We start from the raw sequence: 18,019 nt of genomic DNA, 5'->3' as shown, positions 1-18,019 counted from the left end.
ATTATATCAGCGTCGTGAGGGATGCCAACCGTGAAATTTCCACGTGCGGCAGAAGACGGCTATCCGGGGTAGTCATCAGATCGGCATTTTCCGGCTTGATCCAGCAGGCCTGCATGCCGCAGCGGATCGCCCCGGCGACGTCCGTGGTCAGGTCGTCGCCCACGTGCAGGATCTCACCGAGCGGCAAATCCAGTTTTTCCGCTGCCAGATGATACATATCGTTGAACGGCTTCGAGCGTCCGTGCGGGCCCGCGCGCAGCACGAACTGAAAATAGTTCCCCAGACCAAACAGTTCAGGCTGAGCGTTGCCGTTGGTGATGGCCACCAGCGGCCACTTTTCGGCGAGCTTCGCCAGCGTGTCGTGGGTCTCCTGCGGCACGTCGATCCGACTGCGCCATTTGGCGAAGTTTTCCATGGCCGCTTCGGCACCCGTGGCCGCGTCCTGCGCGCTCAGGCCGGCATTGAGCATCGCCTGCTCAACCGCACGGCGGCGCCATTCGGTCACGTCGTGGTAAATCTCCGGTTCGGTTTCCCGCAGGGACTGACGCAGCTGCTGGAAGTCTTTGTTCTGCATCGCTTTCAGCGCAGGATGGTAGTTCTGCACAAACGCCAGCGACTCCTGCTCGGTACGCAGGATCACCGGACGATTGTCGTAAAGGGTGTCATCAAGATCAAACGTCAGGGCTGAGATCTGACCAAGTGGGCGGTAAAAACGCATTATTTCCCCCGTTTGGCGCGTGGATGCGCCGCGTCATACACCGAGGCAAGGTGTTGGAAGTCTAAGTGGGTATAGATTTGGGTGGTCGACAGATTCGCGTGACCAAGCAGCTCCTGTACGCCGCGCAGGTCGCCGCTTGATTCCAGCATGTGCGTCGCAAAGGAGTGGCGCAGCTTGTGGGGGTGAACGTGGCTGTTCAGCCCCTGCTTAATGCCCCACTCCGCAAAGCGCTTCTGCACGTTACGCGCCGAGATCCGCTTGCCGAGTTTCGACAGGAACAGCGCATCTTCGTCGGCGCCAAACAGCCCGCGCAGGTCCAGCCAGTGCTCAATCCAGGAGACCGCGTTGCGGCCAATCGGCAGGCGGCGCTCTTTGCTGCCCTTGCCCATCACCCACACCTCGCCGGATTCCAGATCGAGGTGCTTTAAGTCGAGGTTCACCAGCTCAGAGAGACGCAGGCCCGCGCCGTACATCACCTCCAGCATCGCGCGGTCGCGCACTGCCAGCGGATCGTTAAGATCGATATCCAGCAGGCGGTTTACGTCGTCGACGTCGATATTTTTCGGCAGATGGCGCGGAGCTTTCGGCGTGGCGATCCCTTTCGCCGGGTTGGCTTTCAGACCGCCCTGACTGACCAGCCAGTCGAAGAAACTGCGCAGGGCAGAGAGCCGGAGCGCCAGGCTCGCCGGGCTGAGATTTTTTTTACGGCTACGCACGACGAACCCGCGTACCGTGGCGGCGTCACATTGTTGCCAGCTTTTCAGGCCGATTTCATCGGCAATCTGCATGATGGCATCAAGCTGACGCTGATAGTTGAGCAGCGTAATAGGGCTGAGCTGGCGTTCCACGCCCAGATAGCGCAGAAAGCGGGTGACGTCAGTGGCGAGCAGTCCGTCCGTCATACGCGCTCAATCCAGCGCTCCAGCAGCTCAGGCAGCATCAGGGCGATCTCCTGCAACAGTTGCGTGCCCTGCCCCTGTTCATAATGATGCGCGTCGCGGCTGGTAAATAACATCACGCCCAGGTCACCATCGCGCCCCATCAGCGACATCGCCACCGAGCCGATAGCTTTGGCTTCCGGCAGCACCACCAGCAGTTCTGGCCCGTTAAGCGGCCCCAGATAGTGGTGCTCATGGCCCAGACGCTGAATGCGCAGCGGTTCGAACGCCTGACGGCTCAGCGCCAGATGGGTAAACCCGGACGGCGCGCCAATGCGCCAGCGGTCAGGGAAGAGACGGATCGTCGCGCCTGCCAGCCCCAGCTCGCGCGCCCAGCGGTGGAAGCGGTTGAGGAACTCTTCGAGACTGTGTGCGGAAGCCAGACGCGCCTGAAGGTGCAGTAGACGGTAGAACAGGCTTTCGTTATTGCTGGCCTGCTCCATCAGCAGCGTCATATTCTCTTCGAGCTGATTGATGTGGTTGCGCGAGCGCGCCATGTGCCATTCAACCAGCGACACGGTCTCGCGAACCGGATGCGGCACGCGCATCCGTTCGACGACGCGTGCATTGCGGATAAAAAACTCAGGATTGTGCAGCAGGTAATCCACAACGGCGCTGTCGTCCAGCTCCGTTACAGGTTCCCGCAGTTCTTCCCCTGGTTGCTTCATAGATGGATAAACCCGTCATAAACATGTGTCGCCGGGCCAGTCATGTACAGTGGATGACCCGCTCCTTTCCAGGCGATATCAAGCCGACCGCCCGGTAATTCCACGCGAACCTCTTCTGCCAGTAACCCCTGTGAGATACCGACGGCCACCGCCGCACAGGCACCGCTTCCGCAGGCCTGGGTTTCGCCCGCGCCGCGCTCGTAAACCCGCAGGCGAATGTGTTCACGCTTCACCACCTGCATGAAACCGATGTTCGCCCGCTCCGGGAAGCGCTCGTGGCTTTCCAGCACCGGGCCGAGCGTTTCAACCGCCGCGGTTTGCACATCATCCACCTGAATCACGCAGTGCGGGTTACCCATCGAGACGACGCCGCACAATACTGTCTGCTCGGCGGCACGCATAATATAGGTCTTTTCCGCTTTGTTGGCGCGAAACGGCACGGCAGAGGGGTCGAAGTTCGGCTCGCCCATGTTCACGCGCACCAGTTCGTCGTCGGTGACGCTGAGCACCATCCGGCCATTGGCGGTGCTGACGCGGATATCGCGCTTGTTGGTCAGCCCTTTCAGCCGAACAAAGCGGGCAAAACAGCGCGCGCCGTTGCCGCACTGGGAAACTTCGCTGCCGTCGGCGTTAAAAATGCGGTAGTGAAAGTCCAGGTCAGGATCGTAAGGCGGCTCCACCACCAGCAGCTGGTCAAACCCCACGCCCACGTGTCGATCCGCCAGACGACGGATCAGTTCCGGGGAGAAAAAGACATTCTGCGTTACCGCGTCGACGACCATAAAGTCGTTGCCAAGGCCATGCATTTTAGAGAACTGCATCATTTGCTCCATTGCGCGGGTACAGAACGTAATTGTCAGAGATTGACCTGAGTCGGGCCGCCGTTATTGCCGCGATCGTTGGTATCCGGCGTAGATGACTCGATACCACTTTGCACCGGTTTTGTCGGCGGTGGTGCGTTTTTATCCTCTGGCGGGAAGTACAGTGGTCCCTTCAGTCCACAGCCGGTCAGACTAAACAGAGTGACAAGAACGACAAGCGTTCGGAAGACGTTTTTCATGTAGAGGTTGCCCGTAAGTTCAAATCTGTTTCTATCATCGCAGGAGAAGACACAAAAGCAAGAGTTTGCCGCTTTCCTGCAACGGGAATTATTTAGCGTTATACTGCCGCCATCACGAAAAACAGGAATAAAACCATGAACGACAGTGAATTTCATCGCCTTGCCGATACCCTGTGGATGACCATCGAAGAGCGTATCGACGACTGGGACGGCGACAGCGATATCGATTGTGAAATCAACGGCGGGATCCTGACCTTAAGCTTCGAAAACGGCAGCAAGATTATTATTAACCGTCAGGAGCCGCTTCACCAGGTGTGGCTGGCGGCGAAACAGGGCGGTTATCACTTTGATCTGAAAGGTGACGAGTGGGTCTGCGATCGCAGCGGCGAAACGTTCTGGGATCTGCTGGAACAGGCGGCGACGGCACAGGCGGGCGAGGACGTGAGTTTCAGGTAGTTTCGTTGCCCGGTGGCGGCTACGCCTTACCGGGCCTACAACGGCTCGGACCGTAGGCCGGGTAAGCGTCAGCGCCACCCGTCGAAAAGCCTCAGGAGAAATACTGCTGCAACAGCGGCGCAGTTTCCTGGTTAGCAGGCGCCGCAGGGGTAATCGCCTGCGTACGGAACGGGATCACCTGCGCTCGCCCATCCACATTCACAATCTGGTAGAACTGCGGCAGGTTGAAGTTGATAAAGCTTGAGCCGTAGGTAAAGCGATCGTGCGAGGACGAATAGAAGCGGCTGACGTCGCGCACCAGCTCCTCTTTGCTGCCTTCGCAGTGGTGATACACCTCGGCACGGTTGGTTTCATCCAGAATGTAGATGTTAAACCCGGCGTTATCGCCCGACTCTTCGAAGAAGAACTGAATAATCCCTTCACTCGCAAAGCCATCCACCACCTGCGGCAGCTTAACGTGGTTGGTTTCCACCTGAACCGACAGGCCATGCAGTTTGTTGTGTGAAATCGCGCCGTAGAATTCAATGGCGTTCTCCAGCTTCTGCACCGACACGTTCAGGCGCTCAAAGAACAGCCCCCAGGTCTGGCCGGAAACGCGCAGCGCTTTAAAGCGCCCGGTTTCCTGACGGGTGCTGGAAAGACGCAGTTCGATGCACTCAGACACCAGCTGCTGCACGCGGGTACGAATCAGGCCGCGCAGGTGCTGGCTGTAGCAGAACACCTCCACGCTGTCCGGCGGCGCGGCGTCCTGGTGCATCTTGCCGAGGATCGTTTTCAGCGCCTCGATCATCGCCTGCTCGCCGTTAAAGTGCAGGGTACGCACTTCGTTCCACGAGTTGCGGTACAGCAGATCCACGCTGCCCACCAGGCAGTTTTGCTGCTCGCCAAAGCTAAAGACGTCCAGCTTGCGGAAGTCAAAGTGAACGACCTGATTGCGGAAGGCCGCCGTCGGGTCGTATTCCAGGTTGACGATGATCGCCAGATGGCGAATCTCACACGGGCTGTAGAGCGCTTTTGGCGTCGGCGCAGGCAGACGCAGCGGGAAGTGGTGCGAGACATCCGCCACCATCTCCTGCAACTTGGCTAAATCGACCACCTCGTTGCCTTTGATAAACAACCGGGTGCGTGAGGTGAGAAGGCCGTTAAACCAGGCCCAGGCCACCAGCTTGTTCAGGTAGCGGTTATACTCCAGCGGCTGATGGCTGATGATCGAATCCATGCTTGGCGCACGGTTGTACAGATACCACCCGGTGCGGTTCGCGCGGCCCGGCGGCACGTAGATAAAGGTCAGGTTCGGTTCAGACAGGTCAGGCGAAATCTGTGGGTTAACCAGCGTGACCTTGCCCGGCAACGCTTCAAACGCGGCGTACAGTTTACGGGTCAACACCCCGATATCCTGTGGGCTGGCAGAAACGCTAAGGTTGTTACGGCGGGCAAAGCGGATCAGGTTGCGGTAGCTCTGCATCATCGCATCAAGCAGTTCGTTGTGCGCCTCACGCACCTGATCGATCTTCCAGTTGGCGCGGTTGTCGAGCATGGCGAGACGCTCTTCGTCCCATCCCCACTCTTTGACTAACTGGCTGACGACTTCACGACGCCAGCCCACGCAGGCGCGTTCGCGGCTCAGTTTTTCACAGACTTTGAGATAGAAACATCGACGCACCAGGTCAAGACGCGTGGCGTCCTCAATGGCTGTCAGGTATTCGGTGACGCGCTCCAGCATCATGCAGTAGGCATCAAGCCCGTAGGAGACGATCTCCCCGTCGTGCAGACGCTGTTTGATATCTTTCGCCAGCAGGCGCGGCGTGGGGTATTCCCAGGAGTAGGCTTCCAGCAGCAGGGTTTTCAGCACCGCTTTGTACGGTGAATCAATGCTTTTATAAAGCTGCCAGAGGCTTGCGCCAAAGTACTCTTCGGCGGACAGGGAGCTCAGGCCGCCCAGATCCAGCCACTCGTTTGGCGTCAGAACACCCTGCGAGTAAAGCGACATGACGTAGTCGTCATAATTCTCTTCTTCATCGCACGGCACCATATTCCACAGAATACGTTTCCCGGCCAGGCGAACGGCAGTACGGTAAAACTCATCCAGCAACAGGATGTGCTGAGTCGAGCCGCAGTCTTCACCACCCAGACTGCCGCTTTCGTTATGGCGGAAACGGTTTTCATCAATCAGGAAGAAGCTCACTTCCACGCCGAGCGACGCCGCCCAGCTCTCCAGCAGGCTGCATTTACGCTGCAACAGCTGGCGCTCTTCATTGTCGAGCCAGGACTGATGACAGACCCAGATATCCAGGTCAGAAGAGCAGCTTTGCCCAACCGATGACGTGCTGCCCATAGAGTAAACCCCGGTAATCGGCAGCTCGCCTTTCGGCGAATCCTGCGGCGGCATACCACGGTAGAGTTCAAGTTCAGTCAGGTAGTGCTGTTGGGTTTCATCAGGCGTGAAGAGGCAAATGCCCTGGGGAACGTTACCATCGAGGTAACCCGGCATTAGCGGATGGTGATAGTGCAACAATGTCGGCAGTAGACTGTATACCTGCTGGAAAGCAGGGCCCATGGCAGCAAGCGCGCGATCCACACGCAATTGATTGATGGCATCCAGTCTCTGTTTCAGAGTCTCAATATAGAGGTACAAGACGTATCGCCTGATGTTTCCGGGTGTCGCACGCCAGTCAGAACAGAAAAAGCAGCGGACCCGCAGTATTTCAAAAATAACCGTTACCCTTTTTTCGCCTTTTGCTTTTCTGGTGGTACAGACGAAAAAATGGTCTAAAACGTGATCAATTTAACACCTTGCCGGTTGACCGTAAAGAAAGATGCGCTACATACAAGTGTAGCACCGTTCTGTACGTGTAAATTCCTGAATACGGCGATGGCTGACGAATACGCCGCCCTGTCCCTCTCACTCTTCATCAACCGTAAAACTGCCATCCGAGTGTCAACAATGTTAGGATGGTTAGCGATTGATAATGACGGTAACAAGCATGTTAGACAATGTTTTGAGAATTGCCACACGCCAAAGTCCTCTTGCGCTCTGGCAGGCACATTATGTTAAGCAGCGCCTGGAAGCCTGCCACACCGGATTACGCGTTGAACTGGTGCCAATGGTCACGCGTGGCGATGTCATTCTGGATACGCCGCTGGCCAAAGTGGGCGGAAAGGGTCTGTTTGTCAAAGAGCTGGAGCTGGCATTGCTTGAGAACCGCGCCGATATCGCCGTGCATTCGATGAAGGATGTGCCCGTTGAGTTCCCGGAAGGGCTGGGGCTGGTGACCATCTGCGAGCGCGAGGATCCGCGCGATGCGTTTGTCTCTAATCGCTATGACTCGCTCGATGCGTTGCCGGCAGGCAGCGTGGTCGGCACGTCAAGTTTACGCCGCCAGTGTCAGCTGGCTGAACGTCGCCCGGATCTGGTGATCCGTTCACTGCGCGGGAACGTCGGCACACGCCTTGGCAAGCTGGATAACGGCGACTACGATGCCATTATTCTTGCGGTTGCGGGCCTGAAACGCCTGGGGCTGGAAGAACGTATTCGCGTCGCGTTGCCGCCGGAGCTGTCGCTGCCCGCCGTCGGCCAGGGCGCCGTCGGCATTGAGTGTCGTCTGGATGATGCGCGCACTCAGGCACTGCTCGCGCCGCTGAATCATGACGATACCGCCGTTCGCGTAAAAGCCGAGCGCGCGATGAATACTCGCCTCGAAGGAGGCTGTCAGGTGCCAATTGGCAGCTATGCTGAATTAACTGACGGTGAGCTGTGGCTGCGTGCGCTGGTTGGCGCGCCGGACGGCTCGCAGATGGTTCGCGGTGAACGTCGCGGCAAACCGCAAGATGCCGAGGCGCTTGGCGTATCGCTGGCGGAAGAGCTGCTGAATAACGGCGCGCGTGAAATTCTGGCCGAGGTCTATAACGGAGAGCCCCCTGCATGAGCATACTTGTCACCCGCCCTTCTCCCGCAGGAGAGCAGTTAGTGAGCCGTCTGCGCGCACTGGGGCAGGTGGCCTGGAGTTTTCCGCTAATTGAATTCTCCCCCGGTCGCGAGCTGCCTGCGCTCGCTGACCAGATGCGTCTCTTGCAGGAAGGGGATCTGCTCTTTGCGCTATCGCAGCATGCCGTGGAATTTGCTCATGCGCAGCTGCAACAACAGGGCGTTACCTGGCCTCACGCCCCCCGCTATTTCGCCATTGGGCGCACCACGGCGCTGGCCTTACATACCGCGAGCGGAATCGATGTTCGTTACCCGTTAGATCGGGAAATCAGCGAAGTCTTGCTACAATTACCTGAATTACAAACCATTGCCGGAAAGCGCGCGCTCATTTTGCGCGGCAACGGTGGCCGCGAACTGCTGGGCGAAACGCTGCGCGAACGCGGCGCAGACGTGACGTTTGTGGAGTGCTATCAGCGCTGTGCGAAACACTATGATGGCGCGGAAGAAGCAATGCGCTGGCACGCGCGCGGCATTAATACGCTAGTGGTCACCAGCGGTGAAATGTTACAACAGCTTTGGTCGCTGATTCCGCTTTGGTATCGCGAAAACTGGTTACTCCGCTGTCGGCTTCTGGTCGTCAGTGAGCGTCTGGCGAACCACGCCCGGGAACTGGGCTGGCAGGATATTCGGATCGCTGAAAACGCCGACAACGATGCGCTGCTGCGCGCATTACAATAACTCTCAAATGGGAAGCCATAATGACGGAACACGAAAAATCCTCCGCCGTGGTTGAAGAGACCAGGGAGACTGTGGACACCACGTCACAGCCAGAGACGACAGACACAACCGTTGAGAAGAAAAACGGCAGCAATAAAACCAGCCTCACGCTGAGCGTGATTGCCATCGCGATTGCGCTGGCCGCAGGCGTGGGACTCTACGGACTGGTGAAGAAACAAGGCACCAACCAGACGGCCACCAGCGACGCGCTGGTTAACCAAATCACTGCCCTACAGAAAGCGCAGGAGACGCAAAAAGCTGAGCTGGAAGGCGTGATCAAACAGCAGGCTGCCGCCCTCGCCGACGCGAACAGCAAACGTGAAGAGTTGACCAAACAGCTGAGCGAAGTGCAGGAAAAAGTCGCCACAATTTCGGGAACCGATGCCAAAACCTGGCTACTTTCACAGGCCGATTTTCTGGTGAAACTGGCCGGGCGCAAGCTCTGGAGCGATCAGGATGTCACCACCGCCGCCGCGCTGCTGAAAAGCGCCGACGCAAGCCTGGCGGACATGAACGATCCGAGCCTCATCAACGCTCGCCGCGCTATTACGGAAGATATCGCCAGCCTGTCCGCGGTTTCTCAGGTCGATTACGACGGTATCATCCTTAAGGTAAATCAGCTCTCCAACCAGATTGATAACCTTCAGCTGGCCGATAACAACGACGATGACTCCCCGATGGATTCTGACGGCACCGAGCTGTCCAGCTCCCTGAGCGAATGGCGTATCAACCTGCAAAAGAGCTGGCAGAACTTTATGGACAGCTTTATTACCATTCGCCGCCGCGATGAAACTGCCGTGCCGCTGCTGGCGCCGAACCAGGACGTCTATCTGCGCGAAAACATTCGCTCCCGCCTGCTGGTGGCTGCCCAGGCCGTGCCGCGTCACCAGGAAGAGACCTACAAACAGGCGCTGGATAACGTTTCAACCTGGGTACGTGCTTACTACGATACCAATGACGCCACCACGACCGCGTTCCTTGAAGATATCGACAAGCTGAGCCAGCAAAACATCACCATGAACGTGCCGGACAAGCTGGAAAGTCAGCCGATTCTGGAGAAGATCATGCAGACGCGCGTGCGTAACCTGCTGGCCCAGCCGGGCATACCGGCAGAGCGTCCGGCTGAAGCACCTGCCGCCGCGCCAGCGCCTGAAAGCGCGCCGCAAGGAGAGTAATGATGCTAAAAGTCTTCTTACTCTTCATCCTGCTGATCGCCGGGATTGTACTGGGGCCGATGCTCGCGGGTCACCAGGGTTATGTATTGATCCAGACCGATAACTACAACATCGAAACCAGCGTAACAGGGCTGGTGATTATCCTGATTCTGGGTGTGGTCGTTCTGCTGGCCGTGGAGTGGCTCCTGCGTCGTATTTTCCGTACCGGCGTACATACGCGCGGCTGGTTCGTTGGCCGTAAGCGCCGTCGCGCCCGCAAGCAGACCGAGCAGGCGTTGCTGAAGCTGGCCGAAGGCGACTATCAGCAGGTTGAAAAGCTGATGTCGAAAAATGCCGACCATGCAGAACAGCCGGTTGTTAACTATCTGCTGGCCGCTGAAGCGGCGCAACAGCGAGGCGATGAGGCCCGCGCCAATCAGCATCTTGAACGCGCGTCTGAGCTCTCTACTAAGGATCCGATTCCGGTTGAGATCACCCGCGTTCGTCTGCAACTGGCGCGCAATGAAAACCATGCCGCACGTCACGGCGTTGACCGTCTGCTGGAAATTACCCCTCGTCACCCGGAAGTGCTGCGTCTTGCTGAGCAGGCATATATTCGGACCGGTGCCTGGGGCTCGCTGCTGGACATTATCCCTTCCATGGCGAAAGCCGACGTGGGCGATGATGAACATCGTGATGAACTTCAGCGTCTGGCCTGGATTGGCCTGATGGATCAGGCGCGCGCCGATCTCGGCAGCGACGGCCTGAAAACCTGGTGGAAAAACCAGAGCCGCAAAACGCGCCAGCAGGTTCCTCTTCAGGTGGCGATGGCAGAACATCTGATTGAGTGTGACGACCATGACACCGCGCAGGAGATCCTCCTCGACGGCCTCAAGCGACAGTATGATGACCGCCTGGTGATGGTTATCCCGCGTCTGAAAACCAATAATCCGGAACAAATTGAAAAAGCACTGCGCCAGCAGATCAAAACCGTGGGCGATCGTCCGCTGCTGTGGAGTACGCTGGGCCAGTCTCTGATGAAACACGGCGAGTGGCAGGAGGCGAGTCTCGCCTTCCGCGCCGCGCTGAAGCAACGCCCGGACGCATTTGATTACGCCTGGCTTGCTGATTCGCTGGACAAGCAGCACAAGCCGGAAGAGGCCGCAGCTATGCGCCGTGATGGGCTGTTATTGACGTTGCAAAATAACGGAACGCAGCAGTAATTAACAGGAGGCCAGATGGCCTCCTTTTTTACGCCCATAAAAAAACGCCTGCTATAAAAGCAGGCGTTAAAACAGGTCTGTAAGACAACATATTTGGTGCTTCACTCAACGTTGTGTCCATGGTGTCTGATGAGGCCGAAGCGACATCTGTCAGTGGACGATAAGCACCGTAAACGGCTCTGCGTCATTCCTGAGTTTATGAGGCCTTAAGGCGAACATAAGAGATGGAATGAGCATCTACACGCATATTATTGCATGTAATGTGCCAGGTTTACACGCAGAACTTTTACATCGCGCAACATTTTAAGATAAAAGGAAATTATGCTCTTAAGAACCGCCTGAAGCCATACAACATCGCGCTGAAGGCGGCGATATGTCGTCACCAGGAGACAGGTTAAGAGGTAAAATAATAAATTCTTTAATATTAACGGGTTATATGTCGCTGAATCGCGACAAAGATATAGAGTGTTGTCGGGGAAAGGCTACAGGATAAAAAACGCAGAAAACAAAAAACCCCGCCGAAGCGGGGTTCAAAATTGGTCGGCGAGAGAGGATTCGAACCTCCGACCCACTGGTCCCAAACCAGTTGCGCTACCAAGCTGCGCTACTCGCCGATGTACTGCTTTTTTGAATTTTTAGTTCAACTCATTAAAAGTCGTGGTGCGAGGGGGGGGACTTGAACCCCCACGTCCGTAAGAACACTAACACCTGAAGCTAGCGCGTCTACCAATTCCGCCACCTTCGCAATTCACAACTCTTTCAATAATGGGGTGGCTAATGGGATTCGAACCCACGACAACTGGAATCACAATCCAGGGCTCTACCAACTGAGCTATAGCCACCACTGTATTCTTTCACGCGGTTCTGACTACTTCTCAGACCACCGCAGCTCTAGCGCCGGGACTAAAATGGCGCGCCCGACAGGATTCGAACCTGAGACCTCTGCCTCCGGAGGGCAGCGCTCTATCCAGCTGAGCTACGGGCGCTTAGCGCCGTTGCGGGGCTGGATATTACGTACCTCCGTCCCCGCTGTCTAGTGCTTTTTTGAAAAAAATGCGCGTTTGGTTATGGTTTGCACATTTTGCCGCTTATTCCTCCACTTTATGGGCGGAGCCACGGCGGCCCAGGCCAAAAAGTTTATATGCAGCTGTGACGGCAGCCAGGAAGATCATCCCGACAAACAGCGACATGCGGGTATCTTCATTAAAGTACATTCCAATTAATACGCAAATCAGGAACGCCATCGTCAAATAGTTCGCATACGGGAACAGAATGGAGCGGAACGGATGGCTGGCGATCGCTTTTTTGTGCGCCTGTCGGAAACGCAGCTGGCTAATTAAAATGACAAACCACGGTACCATCCCCGGCAGCACGCTGGCGCTATAGACGTAAACAAACACGCGCTGCGGATTCGGAATGATGTAGTTCAGGCAAGAACCAATCAGCAGAATCACAATCGACACCGCTACGCCCGCCACCGGTACACCCACGCGGGAGACTTTACCCATCACCGCCGGCAGTTGTTTGTTTTGCGAGAGCGCGTAAAGCATACGCCCGCAGCTGTACATTCCGCTGTTACAGCCGGAGAGCGCCGCCGTCAGCACCACAAAGTTGATAATGGCGGCTGCCGCCGTGATGCCAATCTTAGCGAAGGTTAAGACAAACGGGCTGCCGGTGGTGCCGATCTCGTTCCATGGGAAAATGGTCACGATAACGAAGATCGCGCCCACATAGAAAATCAGGATACGCCACAGCACCTTGCCTACCGCGCTACGCAGCGTGACCTGCGGGTTTTTCGCCTCACCGGCGGTAATGCCGATCAGCTCAACGCCCTGATAGGAGGCGACAACGATACAGAGCGCCGTCAGGAAGCCTTTCCAGCCGCCGGCAAAGAAGCCGCCGTGCCCGGTCAGGTTACCGAAACCAATCGCGTGCCCGCCGTTACCGAAACCAAAGAAGATGACGCCCAGACCCACAACAATCATCACGATAATGGTGGTGACTTTGATCATCGCAAACCAGAACTCGATTTCACCGTAAAGGCGAACGGCGGCAAGGTTCGCCAGCGCCACCAGCCCTACGGCGATGAGCGCGGGTATCCACTGTGCCATGTCCGGGAACCAGAACTGCACGTAGACCCCGATGGCTGTGATCTCCGAAATCCCGACGGCCATCCACATAAACCAGTACGACCAGGCCGTGAGATAGCCAAAGAACGGGCTCATATAACGGTGGGCGTAAACGGCGAAAGAGCCCGTTACCGGCTCCAGAAACAGCATTTCGCCCATTGAGCGCATGATGAAAAAGACGAACAGTCCGGCAATAATATACGCCAGCAGAACGGAAGGCCCCGCCCATTTCAGCGTGCTTGCCGAGCCCATAAACAGGCCAACGCCAATAGTCCCGCCCAGCGCGATCAATTCAATATGTCGAGCTTCCAGCCCACGCTGAAGCTCCGGTTTTTTCTCTGCCATAATTCCTCGGTTGTGTTTGCTGTTTCCCGACTTATTGCCGGGTATTGTTTTGAGGGGTACTGAAATACGGAGCGAATGGTTTCTTAAATTCTGGCAAATGGCAAACAATGCATTAAAAAAATGAATGCATTGCACAGAAATTCAGCAGCTTTGCAGGGGGCGTTGCAGCGCGAACAGCAGAACGCGCTGCATATTGATTACATTTTCCCGGTGTAGTGCCAGGCGAGGTAGCGCAGCAGACGAATCTGTCGTTTGATACGCGTCGGTTGAGAAAGCAGGCGGTAGAGCCACTCCAGCCCCAGGTTTTGCCAGACTTTGGGCGCACGCTTAACGTGGCCGGTAAAGACGTCGTAGGTGCCGCCAACGCCCATATAGAGCGCATCCGGGCTGACCAGACGGCAATCGCGCATCAGAATTTCCTGGCGCGGCGACCCCATGGCGACAGTGACAATTTTCGCCCCGCTGTCGCGCACGCGCTCATATAACGCCTGGCGATCTTCCGGCCTGAAATAGCCATCCTGACTGCCCACGATGTTAACATTCCACTGGCTACGCAGCTTTTGTTCGGTCTGCGCCAGCACCTCTGGCTTGCCGCCGATCAAAAATACCGGCGTGCCTTCAGCGCCTGCGCGTTCCATAAGCCGTTCCCAGAGGTCAGCTCCCGCCACGCGAGACACATTAGCGCCTGGAAACTTTTTACGAATTGAACGCACCACGCTAATACCGTCTGCGTATTTAAACTCCGCGGCTTCAATCAGGCTTTTCACTTCCGCATTATCTTCAACCGCCAGCATTTTTTCTGCGTTGATGGCCACCAGCGTGCCCGATTTCATCTGCCCGTCCGCGAACAGGAAATCCAGCGCGTGTTGCATGTCACGCCAGCCAATAAGCTGTAGCCCACGCAGCGCGTAACGCGGGGCTGAAGTTGTATCCGTCATGATAATCCCTACTCAGACTTGCGACAGCGTTGTGCTGCCCTGTGGCTCACGTCTGTGCACAAGCCCTGCACTGTCAAACAACCAGTACAGCAGTTTTGCCAGCAGCAGACAGAGACCGAAAACGACCATAAAGAACACCACGCGTGAGACGAACGAATCCAGCCCCTCGCGCGCCAGAACGATCATATTGAAAATGGCACCGAAACAGAAACTGTGCAAAACAGCGGCTTTGTAGCGGTTGGTCTCTTCGTTACCCAGCGTATATAGCCAGTCGAACCATTTTATGATCAGCCCGACCGCGATCGCGCCAGGCAGGATAAACCACGTTCCGCCCATCACTACCAGCGAGCCAATCAGGGTTGGGGAAATCGCCAGGCCCGAATGGTTGTTCAGCACTTCCCAGGTAAAGTAGTTCGCCGTGTTCAGGACAATACCGGGACGATCGGGCCACAGCCACGTCGGTATAAAGACATAGAAATCGCGAACAATCGGCGCCAGCCCCTGGAATTCGATTTTGTCGTAGTTTTGCAGCAGTAATGCCAGGTTTTCCCACGGCGAGAAGGTGTCGCGCGTCAGATACAGGAAGGTGTAAAACGCTTCGTCGCCCGCCACGTTCAGCCCATAGCGCTTCAGCGCCAGCCAGAACATCCCCACAATGCCAAAGACCCCTGCCGCCGCCAGCATCCACAGCGAGATCCAGCCGCGAATAATGCCGATAAACAGGAAAATCGCGAAGGCGATAATGATGTTGGCGCGGGTGCCGCCGACGATCATGTAGGTCAGAATGCCAAATGCGACGGTGCTGACCAGGAAGAACAGCCAGGCTTTGCTGTCCTGACGCAGGAAAAAGACCACCAGCATCGCCGGAATGAAGAAATAGAAGAAACGCTTGAGCGCGACGCCGGAGACTTCGGCGGAGAAAATCTGGCTATAGGACTGCAACTTAAACAGTAAAAAGCCGTTATGCATGAAGAAAATCGCCACGCTGACGAGGGCGATAGTCATCAGCATAACCCACGTCAGATGGGTTTCTACCCGGTTCATGGTAAACAGCGGACGACGGGGTGTGGTATCTTTCGCCGCGCGCAGGCGCGTTTTATAGGTGACGTAGTACACCGCGTAGAAGCAGGTCGCAGAGAGCAGCGCCTGCAACAAGATTTCCGGCGGAGCGACGCCCACATCAAAGCGGAACACGAGGATGCTGGTCAGCGGGAAGCCAAAGAAAAAGGTCAGCAAAAACAGCAGCGAGAAGAATACGTTGAAATTAAAACGTACGCGCCGGAACTCAAACCAGGTGAGCGTGGCGATAAACAGCGTGCTCAGCAGCCAGACCACCAGCAAGCCGCTAAATTGCAACTGGCTCATGCGTTGTCTCCTGAAGCAATACGCAGCGCGCGGTGCCACGGCGTGAGGTAGTTCGGGCTGAAAAAGTCGATGCTGTTTTTATCCACCAGCGTGAGCTGACGCTGCGCTTCCCGCACCACCTCGACATTAAGCGTGTCAGAGGTAAACAGCACCGGAATATGCTGTTCGGCCATGTCCTGCCAGAACGGGTTTTCGCGGTTGAGCACGCACGGCACGCCCGCCTGAATCAGCAGACACAGCGTACCAATCCCCTGCTGACGGGCAAAGATGAAATAGCCCAGATCGCATTTTCGCAGCAGTGCGAGATAGTCATCAAATTCCAGCTTATCGCTGAGAATGTGCAGATTTTCCGCGCTAAACAGCGCAAGCCCCTGCAGGCGAACTTCATCGATGTAGGCGTCGTTATTGGCGGGATAGCCCATCGGCACCACCACGTTCACCGTATCGCCAAACTGTTGATGCACCGCCCGCAGCGCCGCGACATGCTCGTTACTGCGATCGCCGGAATTTCCCACCAGGATAGTCAGTTTGCCCTCACGAACCGCGTCATTCGCCAGGGTGTTCAGCGCCGGATCCATACGGGTTGGGAAATAGAGCAGCTCCCCGCGAACCTTCGGGTGCTGTTTAGCAAAATAGTTGAGATCGCCACGGGTAGCAAAAACGCAGCCCACGCGCGCCTGCGCCAGACGACGCAGCGGATAGAAAAGACGGAATTTCCAGCCACGGGAGACTTCGTAGAGATCCGCTCCCCAGATATGCCAGCTGAACTGGGAAGGTTTTATCCCGCCGCTTAACAGCGCCAGCCACAGCCCGGTATTGAATTGTCCGTGGAAGAAGAAACGCTGGCTTCGGTCCGCTTTGGCTTTCGCGACAACGGCTTTGGTCAGGGCCGCTTTGTCTGGCCAGAAGGTGATGTGCAATGCCGGACACGCCGCGCTCAGGCCGTTATCGCGTCCCACGACCATAAACTCGCGCGCATCGGGCGTGCCGGACGCCAGTTCATCGTTGAAGAACCGCAGAACGGTCTGGTTGTGATGCGGGATATCCGATCCCAGTATGTGTATCAGTGCAGTCATGCGCGTTTACGCCAAAGTAAAAATACGCCGCAACAGGCAGCGAAATAAACGATATAAGTTGCCATATAGGCCTGAGCCGCCCCCAGCGCACCGTGGGTGGGGATCAGCCAGTGAGAAAATGCCGTCAGCAGCGCAAACTGGCCGATCTCTGCCAGGATATACAACCGCAGCGAAGCCTTCGCAATCACAAGATAGCCGAAAACGTAGGCCCCCACTTTCAGCACATCGCCGACCAGTTGCCAGGCAAACAGATCGCGCATGGCGGTAAACTTCGCCGAAAACAGTAGCCAGATGGCGAAATCACGCAGTAACCAGACGGTAAAGCTGGCGATCGCAACCGCCGGCAACACAAAACGCAGGGAGCGAAAAATCTCGCGGGTAATATCCTGCCTGGAAGTCAGGCGCGATAAGGTTGGCAGCAAATAGACGCTAAAGGAAGCCGTAATAAATTGGAGGTAAGCATCTGAAATGCTGCTCACGCCCTGCCAGATCCCCACTTCATCCCAGCTGTAATGCGCTGCCAGCAGGTTTCGCATCATCACGTAGGCAACGGGAAGCGTTACCGAAGTGATGAGCGCCATCAGGGTGAACTTACCGAGCTGCCCCGCCAGCATCTTGTCCCACTGCGGTTTCAGGTAACTCAGCGGGACATTGCCTCTGCGCATCAGCATAAACGCTGCCGGAATGACAACGAGCGCAGGCACCAGCGCCAGCCCCAGCAGCGCGCCTTCATAGCCGCCCAGCCGATAGCAAAAGTAATAGGCGACAACGCCGATGATGCTGCCGAGGATCAGCGCCAGCGCATTCCCGGCGGCATCACGGAAGCCTTTCATCAGCGCCAGCAGCAGGTTCGCCCAGGCGATCCCCATCTGAACGAGCGCCACCAGGCGCACCAGCCCCTGATAATGCGTGTGTCCGAACAGCCCCTGGCTGATGGGTGCCGCCGCCAGCAAAAAGACGATGGCCAGCAACGTAGAGAAGCCCAGCACCATAGCAGAGGAGGTGCCCACCACCGTGCGAAGCTTTTCGGCATCGTCATGATACTGCGCGACGTATTTGGTGACGCCATTGAATATCCCGGCCCCCGCCAGCACGCCAAGCACCGTGACCAGCTGGCGGAAGTTCCCTGCCAGCCCAACGCCTGACGGACCAAATGAGACGGCCAGCAGCTTGACGACCAGTAACCCGGCGCCAATTTTTACTAGCGTGGACGCTGCCGTCCACACCGACGCTTTTGCCAGAGACAT

At 56.7% G+C, this 18,019-nt stretch carries 16 protein-coding genes and 4 tRNA genes; 5 read left to right on the top strand and 15 right to left on the bottom strand.

What is annotated here, in order from left to right:
• Position 1 precedes the first annotated feature (1 nt).
• From yigB to lptM, 5 genes are read right to left on the bottom strand one after another with little or no spacing between them, the layout of a single operon-like run.
• Positions 2-718, bottom strand: a complete 717-nt coding sequence (gene yigB / locus ACNQ0W_RS04835) for a 5-amino-6-(5-phospho-D-ribitylamino)uracil phosphatase YigB (RefSeq protein ID WP_017383587.1) — start codon at positions 716-718, stop codon at positions 2-4.
• Entirely contained in the window at positions 718-1,620 is a 903-nt protein-coding gene (gene xerC / locus ACNQ0W_RS04830) for a tyrosine recombinase XerC (RefSeq protein WP_022650173.1), read from the bottom strand. The genes yigB and xerC overlap by 1 nt, the downstream gene beginning before the upstream one ends.
• Positions 1,617-2,324, bottom strand: a complete 708-nt coding sequence (locus ACNQ0W_RS04825) for a DUF484 domain-containing protein (RefSeq protein ID WP_023295731.1) — start codon at positions 2,322-2,324, stop codon at positions 1,617-1,619. Before ACNQ0W_RS04825 ends, xerC begins: the two co-directional genes overlap by 4 nt.
• Complete coding sequence (dapF, locus tag ACNQ0W_RS04820) at positions 2,321-3,145, bottom strand: diaminopimelate epimerase (RefSeq protein WP_017383590.1); 825 nt, start codon at positions 3,143-3,145, stop codon at positions 2,321-2,323. The genes ACNQ0W_RS04825 and dapF overlap by 4 nt, the downstream gene beginning before the upstream one ends.
• Before the next feature lie 35 nt (positions 3,146-3,180).
• Positions 3,181-3,384 carry an LPS translocon maturation chaperone LptM gene (gene lptM, locus ACNQ0W_RS04815; RefSeq protein WP_003860815.1) on the bottom strand — a complete coding sequence of 68 codons (204 nt, stop codon included), beginning with the start codon at positions 3,382-3,384 and terminating at the stop codon, positions 3,181-3,183.
• 135 nt (positions 3,385-3,519) lie between these two features.
• Between lptM and cyaY the strand changes: the two genes are divergently transcribed.
• Positions 3,520-3,840, top strand: a complete 321-nt coding sequence (gene cyaY / locus ACNQ0W_RS04810) for an iron donor protein CyaY (RefSeq protein ID WP_003860816.1) — start codon at positions 3,520-3,522, stop codon at positions 3,838-3,840.
• 91 nt (positions 3,841-3,931) lie between these two features.
• Here cyaY and cyaA read toward each other — a convergent pair whose 3' ends face one another.
• Entirely contained in the window at positions 3,932-6,475 is a 2,544-nt protein-coding gene (gene cyaA, locus ACNQ0W_RS04805) for a class I adenylate cyclase (RefSeq protein WP_017383591.1), read from the bottom strand.
• A gap of 349 nt (positions 6,476-6,824) precedes the next feature.
• On the opposite strand from cyaA, the gene hemC reads away from it, so the two are divergent.
• Genes hemC through hemY form a run of 4 tightly spaced genes read left to right on the top strand, consistent with a single transcriptional unit; the run spans position 6,825 to position 10,919 of the window.
• Complete coding sequence (gene hemC, locus ACNQ0W_RS04800) at positions 6,825-7,766, top strand: hydroxymethylbilane synthase (RefSeq protein WP_023305227.1); 942 nt, start codon at positions 6,825-6,827, stop codon at positions 7,764-7,766.
• Positions 7,763-8,503, top strand: a complete 741-nt coding sequence (gene hemD, locus ACNQ0W_RS04795; protein WP_062933141.1) for a uroporphyrinogen-III synthase — start codon at positions 7,763-7,765, stop codon at positions 8,501-8,503. Before hemC ends, hemD begins: the two co-directional genes overlap by 4 nt.
• 20 nt (positions 8,504-8,523) lie before the next feature.
• Positions 8,524-9,717: a uroporphyrinogen-III C-methyltransferase gene (gene hemX, locus ACNQ0W_RS04790; protein WP_062933140.1), complete on the top strand. Its 1,194-nt coding sequence runs from the start codon at positions 8,524-8,526 to the stop codon at positions 9,715-9,717.
• Positions 9,718-9,719: 2 nt separating this feature from the next.
• Positions 9,720-10,919, top strand: coding sequence for a protoheme IX biogenesis protein HemY (gene hemY / locus ACNQ0W_RS04785; protein ID WP_026080629.1), 1,200 nt, complete (start codon positions 9,720-9,722; stop codon positions 10,917-10,919).
• Between the two features lie 537 nt (positions 10,920-11,456).
• Here the strand turns inward: hemY and ACNQ0W_RS04780 are convergent.
• The 9 genes from ACNQ0W_RS04780 to wzxE all read right to left on the bottom strand — a co-directional run bounded on the left by ACNQ0W_RS04780 (position 11,457) and on the right by wzxE (position 18,019).
• A tRNA-Pro gene (locus ACNQ0W_RS04780) sits at positions 11,457-11,533 on the bottom strand.
• A 44-nt stretch (positions 11,534-11,577) separates the two neighbouring features.
• Positions 11,578-11,664 (bottom strand) — tRNA-Leu (locus ACNQ0W_RS04775).
• Between the two features lie 21 nt (positions 11,665-11,685).
• A tRNA-His gene (locus ACNQ0W_RS04770) sits at positions 11,686-11,761 on the bottom strand.
• 67 nt (positions 11,762-11,828) lie between these two features.
• Positions 11,829-11,905: transfer RNA gene (locus ACNQ0W_RS04765), tRNA-Arg, on the bottom strand.
• Between the two features lie 102 nt (positions 11,906-12,007).
• A complete protein-coding gene (gene thrP, locus ACNQ0W_RS04760) occupies positions 12,008-13,393 on the bottom strand; it encodes a bifunctional threonine/serine APC transporter ThrP (protein WP_062933139.1) in 1,386 nt (461 codons plus the stop codon).
• Between the two features lie 197 nt (positions 13,394-13,590).
• A complete protein-coding gene (wecG, locus tag ACNQ0W_RS04755; RefSeq protein WP_032104528.1) occupies positions 13,591-14,331 on the bottom strand; it encodes a lipopolysaccharide N-acetylmannosaminouronosyltransferase in 741 nt (246 codons plus the stop codon).
• 12 nt (positions 14,332-14,343) lie between these two features.
• Positions 14,344-15,696 carry an ECA oligosaccharide polymerase gene (gene wzyE, locus ACNQ0W_RS04750; RefSeq protein WP_017693948.1) on the bottom strand — a complete coding sequence of 451 codons (1,353 nt, stop codon included), beginning with the start codon at positions 15,694-15,696 and terminating at the stop codon, positions 14,344-14,346.
• On the bottom strand, positions 15,693-16,772 hold the full coding sequence (locus tag ACNQ0W_RS04745) for a TDP-N-acetylfucosamine:lipid II N-acetylfucosaminyltransferase (RefSeq protein ID WP_062933138.1): 1,080 nt from the start codon (positions 16,770-16,772) through the stop codon (positions 15,693-15,695). Before ACNQ0W_RS04745 ends, wzyE begins: the two co-directional genes overlap by 4 nt.
• The gene (wzxE, locus tag ACNQ0W_RS04740) at positions 16,769-18,019 is read right to left on the bottom strand and encodes a lipid III flippase WzxE (protein WP_062933137.1); all 1,251 of its coding nucleotides are present in this window, start codon (positions 18,017-18,019) and stop codon (positions 16,769-16,771) included. The genes ACNQ0W_RS04745 and wzxE overlap by 4 nt, the downstream gene beginning before the upstream one ends.

The organism is Enterobacter cloacae complex sp. 6730903 (genome assembly GCF_048283985.1).
GTDB classification, from domain to species: domain Bacteria; phylum Pseudomonadota; class Gammaproteobacteria; order Enterobacterales; family Enterobacteriaceae; genus Enterobacter; species Enterobacter hormaechei_C.
The sequence above is the reverse complement of the archived record's forward strand: the minus strand, read 5'-3'. Positions and strand labels throughout refer to the sequence as shown.

What these genes read in the sequence shown, in the direction of transcription:
- yigB (WP_017383587.1), bottom strand. Translation starts at nt 718, where the DNA reads ATGCGTTTTTACCGCCCACTTGGTCAGATCTCAGCCCTGACGTTTGAT.
- xerC (WP_022650173.1), bottom strand. Translation starts at nt 1,620, where the DNA reads ATGACGGACGGACTGCTCGCCACTGACGTCACCCGCTTTCTGCGCTAT.
- ACNQ0W_RS04825 (WP_023295731.1), bottom strand. Translation starts at nt 2,324, where the DNA reads ATGAAGCAACCAGGGGAAGAACTGCGGGAACCTGTAACGGAGCTGGAC.
- dapF (WP_017383590.1), bottom strand. Translation starts at nt 3,145, where the DNA reads ATGCAGTTCTCTAAAATGCATGGCCTTGGCAACGACTTTATGGTCGTC.
- lptM (WP_003860815.1), bottom strand. Translation starts at nt 3,384, where the DNA reads ATGAAAAACGTCTTCCGAACGCTTGTCGTTCTTGTCACTCTGTTTAGT.
- cyaY (WP_003860816.1), top strand. Translation starts at nt 3,520, where the DNA reads ATGAACGACAGTGAATTTCATCGCCTTGCCGATACCCTGTGGATGACC.
- hemC (WP_023305227.1), top strand. Translation starts at nt 6,825, where the DNA reads ATGTTAGACAATGTTTTGAGAATTGCCACACGCCAAAGTCCTCTTGCG.
- hemD (WP_062933141.1), top strand. Translation starts at nt 7,763, where the DNA reads ATGAGCATACTTGTCACCCGCCCTTCTCCCGCAGGAGAGCAGTTAGTG.
- hemX (WP_062933140.1), top strand. Translation starts at nt 8,524, where the DNA reads ATGACGGAACACGAAAAATCCTCCGCCGTGGTTGAAGAGACCAGGGAG.
- hemY (WP_026080629.1), top strand. Translation starts at nt 9,720, where the DNA reads ATGCTAAAAGTCTTCTTACTCTTCATCCTGCTGATCGCCGGGATTGTA.
- thrP (WP_062933139.1), bottom strand. Translation starts at nt 13,393, where the DNA reads ATGGCAGAGAAAAAACCGGAGCTTCAGCGTGGGCTGGAAGCTCGACAT.
- wecG (WP_032104528.1), bottom strand. Translation starts at nt 14,331, where the DNA reads ATGACGGATACAACTTCAGCCCCGCGTTACGCGCTGCGTGGGCTACAG.
- wzyE (WP_017693948.1), bottom strand. Translation starts at nt 15,696, where the DNA reads ATGAGCCAGTTGCAATTTAGCGGCTTGCTGGTGGTCTGGCTGCTGAGC.
- ACNQ0W_RS04745 (WP_062933138.1), bottom strand. Translation starts at nt 16,772, where the DNA reads ATGACTGCACTGATACACATACTGGGATCGGATATCCCGCATCACAAC.
- wzxE (WP_062933137.1), bottom strand. Translation starts at nt 18,019, where the DNA reads ATGTCTCTGGCAAAAGCGTCGGTGTGGACGGCAGCGTCCACGCTAGTA.